Source organism: Paenibacillus sp. TY11, from assembly GCF_059772165.1.
Genome location: NZ_JCBAIQ010000022.1, coordinates 17,666 through 37,020 on the forward strand (window position 1 = coordinate 17,666; position 19,355 = coordinate 37,020).

Consider the following 19,355-nt stretch of genomic DNA (forward strand, 5'->3'; position numbering starts at 1 on the left):
TGAATATGAGTGAAAAGAAAGAATCGGCCCCCGTAACCTCCGGGGAAGCAGTAGTGTTCGGTCAGGCTCTATCTTCGCTGGTGTGGAAAGGCAACTGCTTGTCCATGCTGGATCAGCGTCTGCTGCCCGAAACGATTGTCATGCTGGATTTATTCACGACCGAGGAAGTGTGGGATGGCATCCATGCCATGAAGGTACGCGGTGCGCCCGCCATCGGGATGGCTGCGGCCTACGGCGTTGTGCTGGGCGCTTCCGCTTACAGCGGCACCGACGCTGCTGGATGGCTGGAGCATGTACACGCCGTGTGCGGACATTTGGCTACCTCACGCCCAACTGCCGTGAACCTGTTCTGGGCCCTGGACCGCATGAAGAAGCGGGCCGAGGAACTCATCGCTGATGCTAGTGGAGGTCAGGTCGAAGACTGGAACGCCGGGCTGGAGCGTGAAGCCATAGCCATTCAGGCAGAGGATGAGGAAGTATGCCGCCAGATCGGCATCCATGCTTTACCTTTGTTCGAGGACGGGATGGGCGTGCTCACCCACTGCAATGCAGGCGGACTGGCAACAGCAAAATACGGAACGGCACTCGCGCCTATGTATCTTGCACAGGAGAACGGCATCCACCTAAAAGTATTTGCCGATGAAACTCGCCCCGTGCTTCAGGGTGCACGCCTGACCGCTTTCGAACTTCAGCAGGCAGGCATTGATGTTACCCTCCTCTGTGACAATATGGCAGGCATGGTGATGTCCAAAGGATGGGTGCAGGCTGTCATTGTCGGCACGGACAGAGTCGCTGCTAATGGGGATGTGGCTAACAAAATCGGCACCTATAGCCTGGCTGTGCTGGCGAAGGCGCACGGTATTCCTTTTTATGTAGCTTCTCCGCTGTCTACCATTGATTTGCAGACCGCAACAGGGGCAGATATCCCGATTGAGGAGCGTTCTGCGGAGGAAGTTACCGAAAGCTTTGGTAAAAGGACCGCCCCACAGGGCATCAAAGTCTACAACCCGGCTTTCGATGTTACACCTCATAAGTACATTACCGCCATCATTACCGAAAAAGGGATCGTCCAAGCTCCCTTTAACGATAACCTAACCGCATTATTTGCCAATTAATTGTTCTTGCAGGTCATACAGTTCGTATAAAGTCTGAATAGTTCTACTCGATAGAGTGTAACTTTTCATAGAAAAAAAACCGGAGCCAAAGAGCCCGGTTTTTCTCGTTTCTTGTTCCTCTACTTTTATGCAACATTTGCACATAGGCTTCATTACACCAGTTTCAAAAGTGCTTCGTATCCTGGCATGCCTGGCTTAATTCCAAGCTGCTCGGCTTCTGTCGTCACCGACTCCATCGGTGCTTCCAACAATTCCTTCAGTGTTTTTACCCCTACAGCTCGTGCGGCAAGAATTTTCCGATCGGCCAGCCGCTCATTGAGCAATCCAACATCCAATGCACCACACATGATGTAACCACGGGAGTTGGAGATAGTTAACAGCGTTGTTTTAGGCAGTTTGACCTCGACTCCGATAAATGTATGCTCACCCACTTGTACGGGTTTCATGTGTATCATTGTTCTCACATGCACCTCCTCTTTGTTCACCCGGGATATTTTATGCAGCATTTCCGGGTAAGTGTGGACGCTCGTGGATACGTTCAAAATATTAGGAGGCTTATGGGTTTAGACTAGAACGTGAACACATTTACTTTATCTGTGTTCACAATATTATTCCTTCAGTGTCTCTGGTCCAACATCCTTACTTGCTCAGATGTGGCTGTTCCTTGCTGCTATTGCAGCATACCATTTATATCCTCCAACCCATTCGTTTTCTCCAATTGAATCGGCAATATCTTTTAGATGGACATTTTGTCCATCTGCTTGATTCTCTTATCCATCACAACAATTGCACTACTTGTGTTCCCTTTTTTATATCTTCAATGTTTTCTGAATCATTTACACTAATACCAATAAGCGGAAGGTTAGCGATGGAAAAAGAAATGCTAATATCCAATACGTCCAGTTCACATTTCGTCCCATCTAACTTATCTACTTGTATTTTTGAACCTATCAAACTTTTCAAATTCGTATGATCCTGCTTATCAAATCCAATTTTTGTTACAATTAAAATAATTCCTTTATTAGGTGTTTTAATAATATCGTCTAACTTCATAATCTCCAAAAGAACATCTCCATTCTAACTAACTGAGCTGACTCCTCCAAACAATCCAGCCAGCTTCTATTGTAATAATATCTCCACGTTGCCATTTGTGGATATGTTCAGTTAGTACATCTGAAAAGTAATCCTTTTCCTTGTTGTTTATGTCAAAATTTCTCCTTTCTGTTCATTGCATAAATACCTTTAATCAAAGGTAAATAGACAGTTTTCACAAATTAATGACGCTTTCATCTATAGAAATACTCCCGCTGATTTTATCTATTCCTAAAAAAGCATACAACAAACAACTTTAAATCCTGATAGATAGACGAAATAACATCAAGCTCCACAATTCTCAATATTAATTCCGTTCACCTAAACTCACCCTAAGTATTGTCATAATTGAGCAAACTACGTGATACTTACGCAGTTGAGCGTATACAAAGATAAAGCTTTCTCCCGAAACAAAGAAAGTCCCCCCTATTGTGTATATCATTAGTTCAGTTATCAAAGATCAAAACAAAATTACTAGCACAAGACAGACTCCACCGATTTCCAGAAGCCGTGTTTCCATTACGCTCCTCCCTTTTCTCTGTCCAACAATAAGACTTTCTAAGACAAATAAACAATATCAAATTGCCGATCTCAAATTATTTACTCATCTTAAATCTAGATATTACTTAGTACTTCATTCAATCACTTCTACTTTTGGAACAAGATCACGGTTATATGTATTGTCCTTGTAATTCTTCGAATAGCATTTAAAGCAAACCACTTTACCTTCGCTTCATTGTGCATCTTCTTTTTTTGTCATTCTTTTCCTCTGTCACTATTCCAGTTTGATCATGATTGATATTGGAACATGGTGAATTGAATTTGACGCACCTTATTTTGAAGCAAGGTATATAAAAATCACAGTTTCCTTCATTCATATTGGATAACTATAAAAAAGCTCACTCCCATTTTTATTATTAAAGGAGCAAGCTTAAAAATGACTATATGACGCTGGTATTGTAAAGCAACTTACTCTTCTTCATCATTAAAAATAGCTTCAAACTCTTCATCTGTATAATCTCTATTGCTAGGTACATGATAACGCTGTGGTAGTCCATTATGATCAAGTACATGATCCACAACCCCATCTCTATCCGAGACAACAAAAGTAATCTCATCATCACCTTCATAACTCTTTGGTGTGATATCAGCTAAAACTAACCATGCAGCACCCTCAACCCTGTAGAATTCCGGGTAAAATTTGACGGACTGCTCAGTGTCATCATGTATTACACCATATAACTTATATTTTTCTTGATAATCCTGAGCAATTTTTCTAGCTTGAGTAGCTGTTAATTTAGTATCCACTTCTTCGTCCATTATTCTTCATATCCTTTCCAATTAGACAGAGGCCACTGTCCGTTTCTCACTTTATAAATGTATCTCTGTGCTTCGTATATTTCTGAGGAATTAAATTTGTCTTTATTTTTGATGATTTCATTATAAACATACTCTTCTTTTGCTATAGTGGATAAATTCATATATTTTTCTTTTCCAAGTTCTCCAAAGTGTTTTGCATGGTAAGATTCGTGAATTGCACTTAGATAGGAAGCATCAGGTCGTATAACAATCTGTCCTGTACTAGGATTAAAGCCGCCCACAGCTTCTTCAGGAAGTATAGCGCCCTTTTTATCAATTATAACTTTTACATCAATAGCATTCATTTCTTTTTTAAAAGCTTTTATTTCACTAACATTCATAATTTTTAATCCATCTGGTGTTAACCTTCTCTGACCGCTTACAGGCATCTCTTCCCACAATTTCAAATCTAGATCATGGCCTTTGGGAAATGGTCTAACTTCACCGTTTAACTTTATTGTACTACCAATCCCAAATTTAGGTTTGATTACCGAACTAACTCCTCCAAATAATCCTGCTGTACCGATCATATTAGCCCAGTGTTCCTTTGACCAGGCATTGTTTGGATTAAATGCTCCCTGAATCATACCCGTTATTCCAAATGTACCGAAATTTAGCATGTCATTCCATGAATCATTTTGTTTAGCTGCCCGTTCCATGTACCCTTGATACATTCCCTTCGGAATGCCATACGTCATGTAATCTAGGAAACTCCAGACTGAATCAAATTTCTTCTCATATCGTTCTGAATTAGCGTCTACAAAATCCTGTCCCAACCCTGTTAAGCTATCTATTGATTTCTGAAACGCATTCCGCGTATCTGGAGCAGGAACAGCACATGAATTCGGTGGAGGTGGTAAACAACTTGCGTCAATGTTACCTGCTTCCATCAAATCAGCTAATCTAAATTTATCCGCATTATGACGTAACTCCCTAGCAATAGAATCCGTCAGGGTAACAAAGTCATTCATATTCTTCTGAGAATTCCGGAAGGAATAGTAAAAGTGCTCTTTAGTCACTCCATCCCACAATTGCCCCATAGATGAAATTTGTTGTACTAAATTACTATTCATTTGAGTTACCGTTTGCTGTGCAAGCTCAAATTGCTTGGATACAGACATAAGCTGTTCTGGTGTCACTTTAATGGTTGTCATAATATACCTCTAGTTTAAGTTCGTTATGACATAGTAACACTATTCAAATTTATGGAAAACCATCTTAATTCCTAATTGTTATGTGAAGGATTAACCTTTCTACCTATGTCTAAAGACCTTATAGTTGTAACGACAACCATATCCTGCAATTCAGGAATAAGAGTGAGAAGTTTTTTGTAGTTATGTAACTGCTGCTTCGTGATGCCAAGTTCCTGAGCAATATCGGTTTGTTTTTTAGCATAGGGATTAAAATTATTTGACTCCCTGTCAGTATGCTGATTATTTCCATTTGTATATTGATTACTCAAATATAAAATGCACCCCCTATTTTTATTGGTTGAACTTGCTGGTTCTCTCCAATAACTGTTTTGGGAATGCATTCTTTGAACGTACTTTTAACCTGATTTGCGTTTAAGCTCCTCCATGTGTTGCGAAGATTTGAAATCCCTCATTATGGCTGTTCAGATAAATAGGCACAGCTAAGGTAAACAAAAAACTACTCGCAACGATCAGCATTACCACTTTTTTCAACATTGTTTAACCACACCTTTTCAATGAGATTGTAAAACTCTGTTTTGGTTTCAGATACCGCATGGGCTTTGAAACGCACAAACAACCCCATACAATTTATAAAATATGTCTCATTATTTAGTATATGCGCTTTTACCATTGCACAAAACAAATGATTAAAGCCATCATAATGCATCCCATGATTTAAATAGTAATAAGCCAATTCATATCCACACAGTGCAGAGTATTCCGGTATCACTTGCTGTGTATACATATCATCTGATGATGGTCGCTGAGATAAAGACGCAATCTCTGTTTCAAATCGTTTAAGTATATCGTTTAAATCAAGCTCATAACGGTTAGCCGCTATCATTATGTTAAGTAGTTGAGTAACCCTATCTTCTTGAATCGTATCTGATGATTCATCAATATAGTTTAGATATTCATGAAGCACACTCACATCACCAGATAAAAGCCTATAGGCAAGTATATTAGCTTGTGACCAATGTTTAAACAAACCAATCCAGTGCTGGGTATCCTCATCGGTCTCTCTAACCCAATCTAAATTGGAGTAGGCATATGTATAGTGTAATGCCTGCTCATAATTACCCTGCTCTTCACATGCATTAGCACAGAGCAAGTCTGCATAAGCAATGTACACAAACAAGGGACGACTTAGCTTGTCGCTAGATTCGGTCTGTTCTCGGCTGTTCTGTTGATGTTTCATTGTATATTGGATCTCGGCTTTAGCTCTCATTTTCCTCGCTATCTCGTCAACCTTATCCCATTTACGCAAAGACCTGTATACGTTTGCCAAATCCTTTAATGCGTCAAGTTGGTCTATTTCATCTAGGCGTTCGACAAAAGCTTCAAATACGGCTGCCGCCCCGACATTTTGGCTTTGATCGTCACTAATCTGAATTTTGAATATACGATATTGACAGATGGCTAGGCGTTCAGAGTGTTGATATTTCTCCGCTTCAGCTACCCCCTCATAGAGTATCAATGCCGCTTCTAGTCGTCCCTGCGCCAACAATCCTTCTGCAATTTCAAATAGTTTGGGCGAATAGAGTAGATTGTCCATGATGGCTCCCACCACTCGACGGATCGCATCCAACTTTTCCAACTCCGCACAGCGATATAAAAACGGTTCAATTCGCCTCATATTAGGAGGATGGTCAATGATGTAGTTTTCTATAAATAGATCATAAAAGTGACCTTCTGGTAAGCCCATAGCTTCAGTAATTCGATCAAGCTGATTAATAGACATAGATTTATTACCTGTTACAATGCTACTTATTATTCCCCTATTCATTCCTGTAATTTGTCCAAATTGCGATAAGCTCAAGCCTTCTTGTTTTAGATATTGTTCCAATTCCGCTCTAATCGTGGGTGTAATTTTCATCGATAAACCACCCTTTCAACGTGAACTCATAATACGATGCATAGTTAAAATTATTATGTAGTTGTGAAACAAGTAGTAAAATGCTCTAACGATCTTGATTGTACCATCTTTTGGAATAAAATCATATACCTTTCATATATATAGTCAAGATACCTTTTGGGATAGTTTACGATGATTTTATGATTAAAAGTATCGTCCTCATATTGATGTATAGTTTATTGGAAAAATTATAATACAACTCATCCAATATAAAGTTACTCCATTGAATAGTCATGTACGTATTCCCTTATAAATTAATCTAAGTTAGAGCTTAGAATGGATGTATGGCATACAAGCAACCTTAATGATATTAGAGACGGTATCGAGCTATAAATTGGGCTGAGTCGGGAAGTAGATGTGCTGAGCCTATATTTGTAGAAAGTGAATGGTCAAATGATTTTAACCATCCCCCCATGCAGGAAATTTTCCGTATTGGTATCAAAGAGAGCATTTCGATTTTGCCTAGTTGAAACGCGCAGGCATCTGCGTATTTACCAAATTGTTCGGAAGCCTGAATCGTTCGCTTATAAAATAACTTCAGTGTGTAGGTGGAAGTGCTACTGCATTATTTGATAATTTAATAGGAGTTTTGGGTGTAAACTATCCCCCCCTTATCCAAATCAAGACCAATATATGGTTATTAAATCACAAAAAAGCCTAGATATAAACCATCTAGGCTGTGAGTGTGTACGTAGTGTATACATATGGAAGAATTTAGAGTCTGTTCATCTTCTCAATCATCTTTTGTTTTGTAGGGTTAGCATATAAGAGTGTGGTATGGATGTTGCTATGTCCTGCTTGATTCGCTACTTCATGGACTGACATATCATTTTCTAATGCATAAGAGCAGAAGAAATGTCTCAGATCGTGAGGAGTTATTTCCTTTCCTACAATAGCTGAGTATTTATTGAAGACCTTATTGATTACGGTTCTGTCTAACTTGCCTCCTCTGTTACTTGGAAACAGATAATCACTTGTAATACCCTTGTCTGAGCGATCTTTAACCCAGCTCTGTATAGCTGTCTTCGCCTTGTCTCCCATAAACACAGTTCTAGTCTTCTTTCCTTTGCCTTCGGATACGATTAACTCTCTTGAAGTCAGATTGAAGTCATTCATGCCGATATTTAGAGCTTCACTAATCCTTAGTCCACAGTAGGCCAGTAATGATACGATAGCATAGTTGCGTTTTGACTCATGTTCCAGCACCAATTGTCTGAACTTCTCAACGTCAGCAAATCCAACAGTAGCCAGTGAAGCATATTGACGTTGAATCTTTAACATATCCTTTTTATTAATCGCAACCTCTGTCTGCAATCCTGATTCGGTCAGGTAGTCATTAAACTTGATAAGTGCGCTGATCTTAGCATTGATGGAAACAGGAGCAAGCTTCTTCACTGTTTTGAGGTAACTTATGTAATCCTTCACATTCTCTCTATGCAGCTTATTGAACCCCATTCCTTTGCTTTCATCAAACCATTTCATAAATCCATTTACATTAAGTATGTAACTTTTAATTGTATTCAGACTTTTTTCATCCTGCCGTAAGTATTCTTCAAAAGCTTGGATCATCTTCACCACTCCCGTACAATTATGTTGTATTCAATTTGAGCAGATTTTATATATATTATGTTGCATTATATAGTCTGATTATACTGTTATCCCTTTCTCTTTGCAACATAATTGTTGTTATGTTGCATTAATAGATTCAATTCAAAATCACTGATTCACCGCTGCATATATCACTTATAACCTTCGCATCGTTATTGAAAAAACTTTAATCGTAAATATTGATATATAATCGAAAAACCTAATGTTTAAGTCATATTTTTCACGTTACAATCAAAATCAGGATAATACCGCAAATTTAATCGTATAGGAGTAAAAAAACACAATACACATAAGGGAAATCAATACCAATAATATCATATTTAGGTTAATTACAACTTCAATCGTGAGTTTAATGGAATACCACAAAAAATGCAGTCAAATCACTGATTATTAGTAAATATAAATAAAATCATGAAATTGTCCAAAATAAAGAAGAAACTTATTTTAAAGGGTTTCAAGAATAAACGCTAAATTCAATCGCAATCGTGTCGTAACGACTATAGATAAATACAACACTCATATCTTTTTTCGATTGAATTTTGTCTCTAAACCTGGGCAATACATTTAATCCATAGTATTGAATCTGCTCGATTGTAGTGACAATCAAATACTCATTTCTATTCTATCTCCCTCTTAAAAGAAAGAAACACCGTTAATAAACATGGAAATAGCCATGTAAATTTAACAATGCTTCCGTTTTATAAAATATTTAAGATAAAATAGAGAAACGAAATTTATAAAATAAGCATCATTTCATTAGTTCAAATTACATGCGTTTCTTTCACATGATAAATGTTGCTAAATAAATTTGTTGTTACCTCTCCAATTTTTACGAAGATAGTCTTCAAAGTTGTAGTCTTCAATGTCTAGTTCGCCAACATGGTCTGTTATGATGACTTGTGGTTTAAAATGAATTGTTTCTTCAATAAGGTCAATTTCTTCTATGATTGTCTTATAAATTTGCTCTACTTTCAGTACATCATTCGATTTTTCTTTTGCGTTAATAAATATTTTTTCAGGGAAATATACCTGACTTGGTTGGTCAAAAAATAGGATTGACGGCATAGCTGATTTCTCTTGTATTGCAAAGAAATGAAGCAAGCTTAGAAATAGACTTACATGACATGCCAACCAGTTGGCTCCGCTCCCCATTTCACTAAGATATACTCTTGACTTACTTTCCTTATCATAATGATATAAATCAAATGTATCTAACAAAAAATTCATATCGGCTGGTCGAAACTCCTCTTCAAAATCCAATTTTTCAATTACCCTAGTAATATTCGTTTTAATGAAAGTTGCTGCTTGCGAGTAATAAGAGTACAAATTATACCCATCAATTAATCTGTTAAGTTCATTAATCCGAATATCAGATTCATTGTCATTTTTACGAAGATTGACAAGTTGTTCTTCAATTCTTTTGCATTCGATGTCAATCTCAGCCCTTGCATACACAACTTCATTATCCAGCTTTTTTGATTTTTTCCACCTGTCCGTAATTGCTTCGATCTTGCTAATTTCATATCCAATTCTTCTGATCTCATCGTTTAATTTATCTTTTTCCATGTTTAGATTGTGAATCTGTAGATAGAATTCATTTCCTTGTCCCTTAACACTTGCAAGTTCCTTTACAAGCCACTGCTTGGAATCATTTAGGGAAATAATTTTCTGGGACAGAACTTTAACCCCTTGCCCACATAAAGGGCAATTATAAGAATCATTATGATGAAGTGAATGATTTAAAATTGCTTTGAGCGATTTTAAGTTAGAAGAGTAGTTTTGCCCGTAGCCATGACTAAGCTCTAGATTACTTATACCCATTTCTATATCATATCTTTGTTGCTTCAGTTCTTCACGCTGTTTCTTTAATTCACCATATCTGTGTTCCATCTCCTCCGATAAATAACTTTCTCTTGTGAAGTCGGGCAGGCTCCTTCTTAGATTCAGTAATTTATTTAAAGATAGATTATCATCTAACGACTTACCAACGAGCATATAATAGCGTTTAAACGTATTAAGCAAATTCCTTTTGATTGTTTCAGTTGATTTGTAATACGATTGTTGTAATTTTTCATTACGTTTTTGTTGTTTTAAAAGTTCATCTAGTTCTAATCGATAATTATAATATTGTTGGTCTACCCAACCAGCAAAGACTGGGAACTGTTTAATCGTCTGCTCCCGTTTTTGAGAATCCTCAAATCGATAAAACAAGGCAAATTTACTTGCTACTAAATTTTGATGCTGAAACATATATGAAGTCATATTTCTCACTGAGGGTCTTGGTTCATTTTTTGCAGCATCTATGTTTTCAGTCGAATTAGTGACTGCAATGCCAAACTCTCTACCTAATTCGATTTTTGCTTGTTCCAAACTTAAAATATTCTCTTCGGTAAAGAGATCCATTGATAATTCTTTCGGTATAATATTTTGGGAAGTACGATATAGATACATCTGTTTTTTTCCATCATTATCGAATCGTTTACGAGCAACAACTAGATGATACTTTTGGAATTTTAATATAAGAGCAAATAAATGACCAAATTTCGTTACTTCACCTTTGGGAATAGTAGATTTCGAGCTTCCAAGACAGTAATCAATTATTTCTAGCAATGCACTCTTACCGCTTTTAGATTCACCCGTTATTACATTTAACCCCTCAGTTAAATCAACATGTCTCTTCTCACCTTCCACATTGAAGACAAGAATGGATTTTATATAAACATTCATAGAAGCGTTACCCCCAGCAAACGATATACATTCGTAACTTCCATTTTCGAACACAATAATCCCAAATAGTGGGCTGACCTAATAAAATCTCTAACGTTTTTATTTAAAATGTCTTTGTAATCAATGGTTTGAGAAAGCTCAATCATTCCATCCGAAACCAGACGTATTTTCCCTTCATTTGCGGCAATAATAAAGGACTGGTTCGTCAGTTTATAAAAATAAAACAATCTTTCTTGAAGCCCCCCTAATGCAGCAGCCTTATCGACATCATCAACAAACAAACTTCGCAAAGAACTCCTACTCTGTGCTGTTATTAATAATTTTCGAGATGGACGATAATAAATAATTGGTAAGACAATGTATAATAGGTTGAAAGGAACCCCTGATTTTTCATAGCCCGATACAAAAGCATGAATAATTCTGCTCATGAAAAACGGATTTAATGTAATGTTCTGAATATGGTCAACATACTCATATTCCTCATCAGTTAACGTTTCATCAAGTTCCATGAAAATCCCCTCTCCTCAACCACTTTATGAATAATCCCTCTCTGAAAAAATGGTCGATTAGGCTTAACTGAATAAAAATCATTAGCAATCATTTCCATAGCTTTGTCATAAAGTCTTTTAGACTTATGGATTACATCATCTGAATCTGTCTCATCACACTCGTCTTGAAAGGAAGATTTGAACTCATCTAATGATTCTTTTATATCTTTTTGAAACTCACCCAAGTCTACATTGAACGTTGGGTTATTCAAGGACGAATAGAAAATAGCTTGTTGCGCGCGCCAGTAATTTGATATTGCACTAGGAATCTTTTTGTCATATTTAATATCCTTGATTTCCCGAACAAACTTTCTGTCCTTAAACGACTCATCATCTTGTGGGCTATCTGGTATGTTAGGTGGTAATCTTAAACCACCTGAAGAACTCGTAAATCTGTTCCGGATCTCACATGCCAAAGATTCAAAATCCTCACAAGAAATTTCCCATTGATAAGGTTTTTCAACAGGAAGAGTCAGTATGTGTCCCATCAAGCTATTGATAAAAGGTTTCCTATCACTTTTCTTAACACTTTTAAAAAAGCTGCTCTTCATTATTTCTTTCTCTATATCTACGATATCAGTCTGCTTCGTGTAAAGCTCAACTTTTTCAAGGATAGTTAGTATACTCTCAACATCTTGCTTGAAAATAGACTCATAAATTGGGCGAAATCCTTCTTCTGCCTTTTTCACTTCTTGCCCAATTTCCATTAAAATTCTTAATCTTTCATAAACCGTAACCGAATTCCATGGTTTCAGATTGCTCTTCTCTCCAAAGGTTGAGGTGGTATATAATATCAACTTTTTAAAATCCCGCATATTTTGATGGTAAGTCACCCAATTCCGTAACGTCTTCCAAAAATCAAGATGACGGTCACTCAATATATGTTCGTCTTGATGACGCTTGACCTCAATATTTTTAGAATCCTCATCTGAAAGGATGGAGATATCACCATACTTTTCTACCAAAATTGTTTCGTTCTCTTCAAGTTCAAGACAATAAGCAAGAACAACATAATAATGATAAATGTCCCCCAGTTTGGTCTTTGTATCATCATTTTTCTGCTTAGTGGTTTTTGGTGACAAGGAGAATCTCACTTCCTTTTCCCGGAAATTATAAAACACTATTCATATTGTGCAAAAACACAATATCATCAAATTCTTTCATCCCAATTCACTCCTCCTGTACGCTGAATCCTCTATAAAGGAGGCACCACAATTACACTCTACCTATATCAATGCCTTATGCTAACTGTATGCGTCCGTTAACTGTTCTCTGACCTCGTTCGCCCATGGTAATATTAACTATTTTTCTATTCTGGTAAATCTCTTTTGTAACTTTCTAGAATAATTTGATTAAATTCGTGGAAGTCTTGTGTCATTTCAGATGGAACAAGTTTTTTTGCATATTCCATTCCGTTAAGTTCCATTAAGATATACTCTGCCTTGCTGCCTATGTAAAATGCTCTTGGGTTATTTTGATAGTCATAATAATGACCAAGTTCGTGAAGCACTGCAAACAGTATTAATTTTTCAATGTTATATCCTCGATATACCCCATAACGAAGTCCTTGTTCAAAGTTCTCATCGATTCTCTGAGGGTCAAACAAAATAGCATTATTTTCTGAATCAAACTTCATCATGTAACCTTTATCCAATTTCACTTCTTTGAGTACAGTTATAAATCCGTGTTTAATTTGCAAAGAATTAAAAGTCTTTTTAACCAAATCTCTTGTTGAAGACATTTATAATTCACTTCTCCTTAAAAATCATAGTTTTAGTTGAATCAAATTTTTCTGACCAACCTTCCATTTTCAATAAATCCATTTAAATTGTAAAAATGGGTCAATACTTCCCTAGTAATTTCCCCTTCTGGATATATTGTTCCGTAAATTTCTGTAATTGAATGACCATAACTGTAGCTCCTTTCAAATTGTTCCCGTGGAAGGTTCTTGTTACGATTCAATTCTATAAATAACTCATTATTCAGAGAATCTATTTTTCTATTCAGCAAGGGAACTAAACTTATTAATGATTGTAGCATCAATGAACCATGTCCAATCCTCTTTTTTACTGAAAAGAAATCAACAATTTCAAGTTTACCGCTATTTAAATATTTAAGATACATTCTTGAATGTGTCTCTTTTACCCGACCGTATGACAGAAAAAGAGTAGGCGTATAATTAATATCAAAGGAATTCATATCAAATGTTATACAAATTAGCTTATCTTTTTTATCACGACCTAATTGAAAAAAATAGTTATTGAAATTTTCTTCTGTTTTAAAGCGATATAGCCGTTTAATATCGGATTGTATATCCGCTAAACCCTTTAAATCTTTGCACGTATTTGAATATATATTTCGTAATTTAACATTCTCTTTTTTAATAGATCTATAATACTCTTTACAATTTGAGGGATCTAACGAGCAAGGTTCATTACTAACAAACAATTTATAGTTGTCTGTAATATCAATATTAGTCCTGACTCTCATCAAATCAGTCAATGTTGTAATATTGAGCAAAACATTATTCATTTGAGTAGTTTCTTCTTTTACTTTGCTTATCGAATAATTCTTGTCACATATTTTCGCGCTGACTTGTTTAATCTCTTTGTCAAAACAATCACATGTTTTTTTTCTTACTGCACATCTTATTTGTCTTAATAGCTTCACCACCTGTAACACCCTTTCAGCTAATTTTAGGTTGTTTCTTTAAATCAGAAAAATTATAGCTGTTATCTATAAATCCTCTTTTCCGCATTGTCAATGCTGATAAAATTGTGATAAAATATAGCCAAGTAGTATATACTAAAAAAGAGCAGAGATGTTGTAGCATCCCTACTCTTTTACAACAGCCGCTTATAAGGGCGGTGGCTGTGTACAAAGACGATTCGAAAATATGACCGTTAACCTTTGTAGGAGGGGCGGTCTATTTTCGTTTGTTTTGGTTCAATGCAATAACAATCGTGACGATTAATCCGATCAACGCAATAATTAGCGTACCGAACATCATCATTAATGTCAGAGCATCTTTAACCTCCACAGGCATCACCTCCTTTGCAGGAGACTAGCCGACCGCCCATCTAAGCCATTCCGTTGTTAGGGACATTATAACATATCTTTACGGTATGATAGAATTAAGAATTAACTGCATGTCATTACTTGTCAAAATAATAAGAAATCTTATATTCTCCAGAGAAATTATCCACATCAAATATAACTTTCTTATATATGGGGCTACCAAGTTCATTCGTTACTTGCAAATCATATAGAAAAGAAAAGGAGTGTCCAACTTTATTGTCTCTGATAACTAATTTTTCACTGTTACTTTCAATTAATGTGTAGTTTTTATCATTCAAATATAGGTCTTTCATTTTCTGTAGGTATTCTTCCAAATCAGAAGAAAACCTTTCTTCGCTTTCGTTGTACGAGTCTAAATCAAAAGTTAGGATATCTTTACCATCATAACTCATCCCATGTCTTGTATTAACATATTTATAATCCAATACATTAGCATAGTCCTCGAAGCTGCCGCTTTTAAATCCACCTACATATTCTCCGTGTTGCAAAGCATTTAGGTAATTATCTATTGTTGCTTTAGCTTTTTGTTCAGGAGTATTAAAATAAACTGTTATCGCTGAGATTGCCAAGAATAGTATCAAAGCAACTCCATATATTATCGTTCTTGGTGTTAATAATTTTCTTTTTGGTAAATCATCTTGAGGTAACTCATCTTGAGGTAACTCATTTATCACATTCTCACTAGTATCTTCAGAAGTGCCACTTGATTCTTGTTTATCTCCACATTTGTTGCAATATAAACTTTCATCCTCTAGCGGATTATCGCAATTAACACACAATTTCATGTAAAATGTCCCACCTTCTCAAATAATACCAATAGTTTACCATGTCTTGGGTAATGGGTCTATAGTAACAAAAAAAGCGCCTATTGCTAGGCGCTTGAGCTAATATTTAGAGGAGATTACATTAGACATTCTCTTGCCTATCTGCACATTCCCTCCTGTTTTAGCTTTCTCCTCATACGTTTAATAGCTGTTAGTTGCTTCCTAATCGTTTCTCCAGCCCTACATCCTGCCTATCGCCTCTTTGACCAACCGTCTATATTCGAATCCAACCAATCCAAATACATTCTACACGGCCTTTTTGTCAGCCTGAGCCAACATCTTGAGACTGATCCAGTTACCAGTTATTGTTTTGAGATATAGTTTACCGTCCATTAGCTTCCCAGTTTTGTACATTCATGTCGCTCCTTTCATGGTGGACATATGTATCTTCTCCTTTAGGAGAGTTGTTGTATCACGCGACATATTAAAAACCCGAAACAATCCCCCTTGATTCATCTTCAGCACGTTCAATAGCCTGAATAAACGGTAATAATGGTTCCTGTCGTTTATATTGGATAGCCTTCTCAGCAGTACCTCCTGCCGCTTCCCATTCCCAATATGCGATAATATCAATGGATTGTAGGAAATACACGGACAATGCTTCCACGGGATTCACAGCGTACAATTGAATGAACTGTTCATCTGCAAGTTGATCATGCTGTAAATATTCATCCTTCATTTGATGGAGTAGAAGAAACGTGCTTTCTCCATTAACATTTACGATACGATTTACATACTCATTACGACGCTCAACTGTGTTCAATATGATTTGCATGTCATTGCGGATATCTGTTGTTTCAGGAGCAATATTCAGCATGTTGATTAGATCATTGGTGGACAGATCAGAATTATATGGGGCTGGTTCAATTATGCGAGTCCATGTATCATCGTTACCATGTTCGAATACGCTGATAGTATCTGAAACGTTAAGGCCAATAGTTTGCCATTTGCGATTTAGAGCATCGGTTATGTGGTAATAGTGTAGCTCTTTTTCAGCGTCTCCTTCTTCTAATTCCCATACTTGCTTCATTCGTACAATATCAATAATGGTTTGCTTGTTAGCTTTTTTGGTCACTGGGTATCTTCCTCCTTGAGATATTGGTAAAATGGCAATAGCAAAGCTAAAGAAAGTACTGTATCTTCCTTTGTTTAAGTGATAACAACTAATTGAACGTTTAACGATCAATTGTATAATTCATTCTATCACATTGAACGTTTAGTGTGCAATCATTCTTTAACAGATATGTGGAGGTTTTTTCGGTGGATAATAATGAGTGGATTTTATACTGCAAGCTTGGTGAAATACTTGAAAAGCATGATGTTTCTGCGTTAAAGCTTTCTGAAGATATTGATCATAGAAGAACAACCATCACGGATTTAATTCATAATAAAGATATGGAAAATAAACGTATACCTGCTTCGTTAATAACAAAACTCTGTGTTTATTTCGATGTAACTCCAAATGATTTATTTGAAATCCGTAAGCGTGTTGAATAATCCTAATTTGAATAATTAAACACGTAAGAAGACCCCATAAATTAGAGGTCTTCTTCTTTATTGATTAGGTTTATTACTTTCTTCGTTACGCGAAATTTTGCGTAATGTTGATTTTACTAGCTATACGAGTCCCCTGATACTCCTTTGTCTTTAACCTTTCCAATTGTTCAAGTTCTTTAGCCCATTCTAGGCGTTCGGATGTTGCAATTCACGACAACCAAAAAAAAACAGTCACCGTCAATACGGGCAACTGGATGGTAAAATTGATGTTTTTTATGGATTATTGAAGATAAGATGGAAATGATTTACCTGTTTTTGAAGAAGAAAGAGTATTCAATAAAATAAAGATTTGATGATAAAGTATGTATACTATATGAATAGTAGGCTCATGTAAATAAAGAAAATTTAGAGCCTACTATTCATATAATTAATTAACTAAACTTACCGAGATACCCATCCTGCATAAGTGACTGTCCAAGTGTAACCAGTTTGTCCATTGACTGTATCCAAAGGTATGGTACCCGTCCATCCATCCTGATTGTAACCGTAATACATAGGTAAACTACCAAGATCAGGGAAAGATGATTTTGGTAAAATCTCAGTATGTCTAACATATTTTGTTTCAAACGGTGTTATTGATGAACTTTTAGTTGAGTTAGTATTGGAGGTTTGTGTAGTAGCACTAGCCGCAAAAGATGTTGATCCAAGTGTGAAACAAGCAACGACAGTCAACAGACCAACTAATAGTTTCTTTTTCATCTCTATCATCCTCTCATATTTGGGATACACGTCTATCATAAAGAATATTTTTACAAAAGTAAACAAATATTTGCAATGTTAGTTAATTGATGGTGAATCTTATGTGAACAGTCTTTTAAATTAAAAAAGTATTATGAGATAAAATTGATACTTCACATGAACTTGGAATGAATTAAACATATATTGTCCTTTATATACTCTCACGCTTGTTTTAAGGCTGTTATTCGGATTATGAATATGGAATCCCCAGTAAGTCTAATCTGCGTTGGCTTAACGCTCTCGTTTGAGCTTATCTCATTTACTATTCTCTCTGCTGATATTCGTAATCTTTTAAGCTTTATTTCATATTCTATAGTTTCTGTTTTCTATCTAGAATAAACGTTCCAAATCCATTGTTCCAAAGAATGCTATATCGTACGATCATTTTGTCCATATACAAATATCTTCTTTTAATAGATTTTTTATGGCTCAACTCAAACAACCATTTGAGCAGACCTCACAGGAGTAAAATGCACAGTCACATGCTTGTCCCCTTCAAAGGTCACAAATACGGTCACAAAATTCAGTCATTTATAAGATTTTAATAGAATGATTCAGTACAGAACAGTAAATTGAAAATTGCTATGAAAGCTTGTCCTGCTTGACTTCAAGACTTAAACAGCGAAAAATTTTATTACTCCAAATTCGGTACATCTTAGACGCACCACACATGATGTAACCACGGGAGTTGGAGATAGTCAGTAGCGTTGTTTTAGGCAGTTTGACTTCGACTCCGATAAATGTATGCTCACCCACTTGTACGGGTTCCATGTGTATCATGGTTATTACATGCACCTCCTCTTTGTTCACCCGGGATATTTTATGCGGCATTTGCGGGTAAGTGTGGACGCTCGTGGATACGTTCAAAATTTTAGGAGGATTATGTATTTACAGCAAAACAGGCCATATCAAAAAGACTAGATGGATCATCACATCTAGTCTCTTTATCATCGTTAATGTTCTAGGTCTACGCTTTGTCAAACTTCTTTAAGTATTGTGGCTGTACAATATCAGCAAGCCAAACACCATGGTTGGCTTTATAAAACTTCACTTGATTAGCTAATGCCTTTTCTGTGTCTACTTCGAGGATCACTAGTTTCCCACGTCTTTTGCCTGCTAAAATTGCAAACTCAAAGGGATTCAGACAGATGTACATACTTCCTGCCCATTGGCTAATTCCTTCATTGAAAATATTTCGGATTACCTTTGTGTTTGTACCGTGATAGTTGGTGAAGTAGCTTCCTTATAATCTACTCTGCCTGTACTGTGACCATAATTAGCTCTTATGTACCACAATGGTTTACTACTTGCTTGATATCCGACTCACAGACATCGGCCCATCTATTCTCTGATCTTATCCCTTGAATCAAATCTTGAATGTCACAATAACCTTCATGGTCTAGCTTAAGACTAAACTGTTCTGGTGCATGCCTAAGAATCTTACTCATAAACTTACTGAGGCTCTCTTCTTGTTTTGGTGTTAACATTGTATACTCCTTTAATAAAATATTTGTCTATCTATAATAACCTATCCGATGATTCATAGCGCCTTGTGAAGTAAAGCCCCAAACCTCCGATAAGGAAAGATGTAGCTCCAATTA

At 36.3% G+C, this 19,355-nt stretch carries 20 protein-coding genes and 1 pseudogene; 2 read left to right on the forward strand and 19 right to left on the reverse strand.

Features of this window, described 5'->3' with window-relative positions:
• The first annotated feature begins 5 nt into the window (after positions 1-5).
• Complete coding sequence (gene mtnA, locus AC6EJC_RS21320) at positions 6-1,115, forward strand: S-methyl-5-thioribose-1-phosphate isomerase (protein WP_444955689.1); 1,110 nt, start codon at positions 6-8, stop codon at positions 1,113-1,115.
• 152 nt (positions 1,116-1,267) lie between these two features.
• Here the strand turns inward: mtnA and AC6EJC_RS21325 are convergent, their stop codons facing one another.
• The 15 genes from AC6EJC_RS21325 to AC6EJC_RS21395 all read right to left on the reverse strand — a co-directional run bounded on the left by AC6EJC_RS21325 (position 1,268) and on the right by AC6EJC_RS21395 (position 16,534).
• Positions 1,268-1,570 carry a YunC family protein gene (locus AC6EJC_RS21325; protein WP_444955747.1) on the reverse strand — a complete coding sequence of 101 codons (303 nt, stop codon included), beginning with the start codon at positions 1,568-1,570 and terminating at the stop codon, positions 1,268-1,270.
• A 322-nt stretch (positions 1,571-1,892) separates the two neighbouring features.
• Positions 1,893-2,168 (reverse strand): hypothetical protein, encoded by a 276-nt coding sequence (locus AC6EJC_RS21330; protein WP_444955748.1) that lies wholly within the window; start codon positions 2,166-2,168, stop codon positions 1,893-1,895.
• Between the two features lie 1,008 nt (positions 2,169-3,176).
• Positions 3,177-3,527, reverse strand: a complete 351-nt coding sequence (locus tag AC6EJC_RS21335; protein ID WP_444955690.1) for a hypothetical protein — start codon at positions 3,525-3,527, stop codon at positions 3,177-3,179.
• Positions 3,527-4,720: a WXG100 family type VII secretion target gene (locus AC6EJC_RS21340; RefSeq protein ID WP_444955691.1), complete on the reverse strand. Its 1,194-nt coding sequence runs from the start codon at positions 4,718-4,720 to the stop codon at positions 3,527-3,529. The genes AC6EJC_RS21335 and AC6EJC_RS21340 overlap by 1 nt, the downstream gene beginning before the upstream one ends.
• 71 nt (positions 4,721-4,791) lie before the next feature.
• On the reverse strand, positions 4,792-5,028 hold the full coding sequence (locus AC6EJC_RS21345; protein WP_103048169.1) for a hypothetical protein: 237 nt from the start codon (positions 5,026-5,028) through the stop codon (positions 4,792-4,794).
• Between the two features lie 188 nt (positions 5,029-5,216).
• On the reverse strand, positions 5,217-6,635 hold the full coding sequence (locus AC6EJC_RS21350; protein WP_444955692.1) for a helix-turn-helix domain-containing protein: 1,419 nt from the start codon (positions 6,633-6,635) through the stop codon (positions 5,217-5,219).
• Between the two features lie 753 nt (positions 6,636-7,388).
• Positions 7,389-8,243, reverse strand: a complete 855-nt coding sequence (locus AC6EJC_RS21355) for a tyrosine-type recombinase/integrase (RefSeq protein WP_444955693.1) — start codon at positions 8,241-8,243, stop codon at positions 7,389-7,391.
• Between the two features lie 837 nt (positions 8,244-9,080).
• Complete coding sequence (locus AC6EJC_RS21360) at positions 9,081-11,009, reverse strand: DUF3732 domain-containing protein (RefSeq protein ID WP_444955694.1); 1,929 nt, start codon at positions 11,007-11,009, stop codon at positions 9,081-9,083.
• Positions 11,006-11,518: a three component ABC system middle component gene (locus tag AC6EJC_RS21365; RefSeq protein ID WP_444955695.1), complete on the reverse strand. Its 513-nt coding sequence runs from the start codon at positions 11,516-11,518 to the stop codon at positions 11,006-11,008. The genes AC6EJC_RS21360 and AC6EJC_RS21365 overlap by 4 nt, the downstream gene beginning before the upstream one ends.
• Positions 11,497-12,639, reverse strand: coding sequence for a hypothetical protein (locus AC6EJC_RS21370; protein ID WP_330706037.1), 1,143 nt, complete (start codon positions 12,637-12,639; stop codon positions 11,497-11,499). The genes AC6EJC_RS21365 and AC6EJC_RS21370 overlap by 22 nt, the downstream gene beginning before the upstream one ends.
• Positions 12,640-12,866: 227 nt before the next feature.
• Positions 12,867-13,298 carry a hypothetical protein gene (locus tag AC6EJC_RS21375; protein WP_444955696.1) on the reverse strand — a complete coding sequence of 144 codons (432 nt, stop codon included), beginning with the start codon at positions 13,296-13,298 and terminating at the stop codon, positions 12,867-12,869.
• A 41-nt stretch (positions 13,299-13,339) separates the two neighbouring features.
• Positions 13,340-14,227 carry a hypothetical protein gene (locus AC6EJC_RS21380; RefSeq protein ID WP_290403456.1) on the reverse strand — a complete coding sequence of 296 codons (888 nt, stop codon included), beginning with the start codon at positions 14,225-14,227 and terminating at the stop codon, positions 13,340-13,342.
• Between the two features lie 256 nt (positions 14,228-14,483).
• A complete protein-coding gene (locus tag AC6EJC_RS21385) occupies positions 14,484-14,597 on the reverse strand; it encodes a putative holin-like toxin (protein ID WP_290403455.1) in 114 nt (37 codons plus the stop codon).
• A 115-nt stretch (positions 14,598-14,712) separates the two neighbouring features.
• Positions 14,713-15,420: a hypothetical protein gene (locus AC6EJC_RS21390; protein ID WP_444955697.1), complete on the reverse strand. Its 708-nt coding sequence runs from the start codon at positions 15,418-15,420 to the stop codon at positions 14,713-14,715.
• Positions 15,421-15,883: 463 nt separating this feature from the next.
• Entirely contained in the window at positions 15,884-16,534 is a 651-nt protein-coding gene (locus AC6EJC_RS21395; protein WP_444955698.1) for a hypothetical protein, read from the reverse strand.
• A gap of 185 nt (positions 16,535-16,719) precedes the next feature.
• Here AC6EJC_RS21395 and AC6EJC_RS21400 point away from each other — a divergent pair, with 185 nt between their 5' ends.
• Positions 16,720-16,956: a helix-turn-helix domain-containing protein gene (locus tag AC6EJC_RS21400; RefSeq protein ID WP_152381107.1), complete on the forward strand. Its 237-nt coding sequence runs from the start codon at positions 16,720-16,722 to the stop codon at positions 16,954-16,956.
• 441 nt (positions 16,957-17,397) lie between these two features.
• Here the strand turns inward: AC6EJC_RS21400 and AC6EJC_RS21405 are convergent, their stop codons facing one another.
• The 4 genes and pseudogenes from AC6EJC_RS21405 to AC6EJC_RS21420 all read right to left on the reverse strand — a co-directional run bounded on the left by AC6EJC_RS21405 (position 17,398) and on the right by AC6EJC_RS21420 (position 19,241).
• A complete protein-coding gene (locus AC6EJC_RS21405; RefSeq protein ID WP_444955699.1) occupies positions 17,398-17,715 on the reverse strand; it encodes a hypothetical protein in 318 nt (105 codons plus the stop codon).
• 699 nt (positions 17,716-18,414) lie between these two features.
• Positions 18,415-18,534 (reverse strand): annotated as a pseudogene (locus AC6EJC_RS21410) (YunC family protein); the annotation flags it as partial.
• Between the two features lie 187 nt (positions 18,535-18,721).
• On the reverse strand, positions 18,722-18,955 hold the full coding sequence (locus AC6EJC_RS21415; protein WP_444955749.1) for an RNA 2'-phosphotransferase: 234 nt from the start codon (positions 18,953-18,955) through the stop codon (positions 18,722-18,724).
• 82 nt (positions 18,956-19,037) lie between these two features.
• Positions 19,038-19,241, reverse strand: coding sequence for an RNA 2'-phosphotransferase (locus tag AC6EJC_RS21420; protein WP_444955700.1), 204 nt, complete (start codon positions 19,239-19,241; stop codon positions 19,038-19,040).
• Positions 19,242-19,355: the final 114 nt, after the last annotated feature.

Excerpts from the sequence above, each read along its gene's own strand:
- mtnA (WP_444955689.1), top strand. The coding sequence starts at position 6 with ATGAGTGAAAAGAAAGAATCGGCCCCCGTAACCTCCGGGGAAGCAGTA.
- AC6EJC_RS21325 (WP_444955747.1), bottom strand. The coding sequence starts at position 1,570 with ATGATACACATGAAACCCGTACAAGTGGGTGAGCATACATTTATCGGA.
- AC6EJC_RS21330 (WP_444955748.1), bottom strand. The coding sequence starts at position 2,168 with ATGAAGTTAGACGATATTATTAAAACACCTAATAAAGGAATTATTTTA.
- AC6EJC_RS21335 (WP_444955690.1), bottom strand. The coding sequence starts at position 3,527 with ATGGACGAAGAAGTGGATACTAAATTAACAGCTACTCAAGCTAGAAAA.
- AC6EJC_RS21340 (WP_444955691.1), bottom strand. The coding sequence starts at position 4,720 with ATGACAACCATTAAAGTGACACCAGAACAGCTTATGTCTGTATCCAAG.
- AC6EJC_RS21350 (WP_444955692.1), bottom strand. The coding sequence starts at position 6,635 with ATGAAAATTACACCCACGATTAGAGCGGAATTGGAACAATATCTAAAA.
- AC6EJC_RS21355 (WP_444955693.1), bottom strand. The coding sequence starts at position 8,243 with ATGATCCAAGCTTTTGAAGAATACTTACGGCAGGATGAAAAAAGTCTG.
- AC6EJC_RS21360 (WP_444955694.1), bottom strand. The coding sequence starts at position 11,009 with ATGAATGTTTATATAAAATCCATTCTTGTCTTCAATGTGGAAGGTGAG.
- AC6EJC_RS21365 (WP_444955695.1), bottom strand. The coding sequence starts at position 11,518 with ATGGAACTTGATGAAACGTTAACTGATGAGGAATATGAGTATGTTGAC.
- AC6EJC_RS21375 (WP_444955696.1), bottom strand. The coding sequence starts at position 13,298 with ATGTCTTCAACAAGAGATTTGGTTAAAAAGACTTTTAATTCTTTGCAA.
- AC6EJC_RS21390 (WP_444955697.1), bottom strand. The coding sequence starts at position 15,420 with ATGAAATTGTGTGTTAATTGCGATAATCCGCTAGAGGATGAAAGTTTA.
- AC6EJC_RS21405 (WP_444955699.1), bottom strand. The coding sequence starts at position 17,715 with ATGAAAAAGAAACTATTAGTTGGTCTGTTGACTGTCGTTGCTTGTTTC.
- AC6EJC_RS21420 (WP_444955700.1), bottom strand. The coding sequence starts at position 19,241 with ATGTTAACACCAAAACAAGAAGAGAGCCTCAGTAAGTTTATGAGTAAG.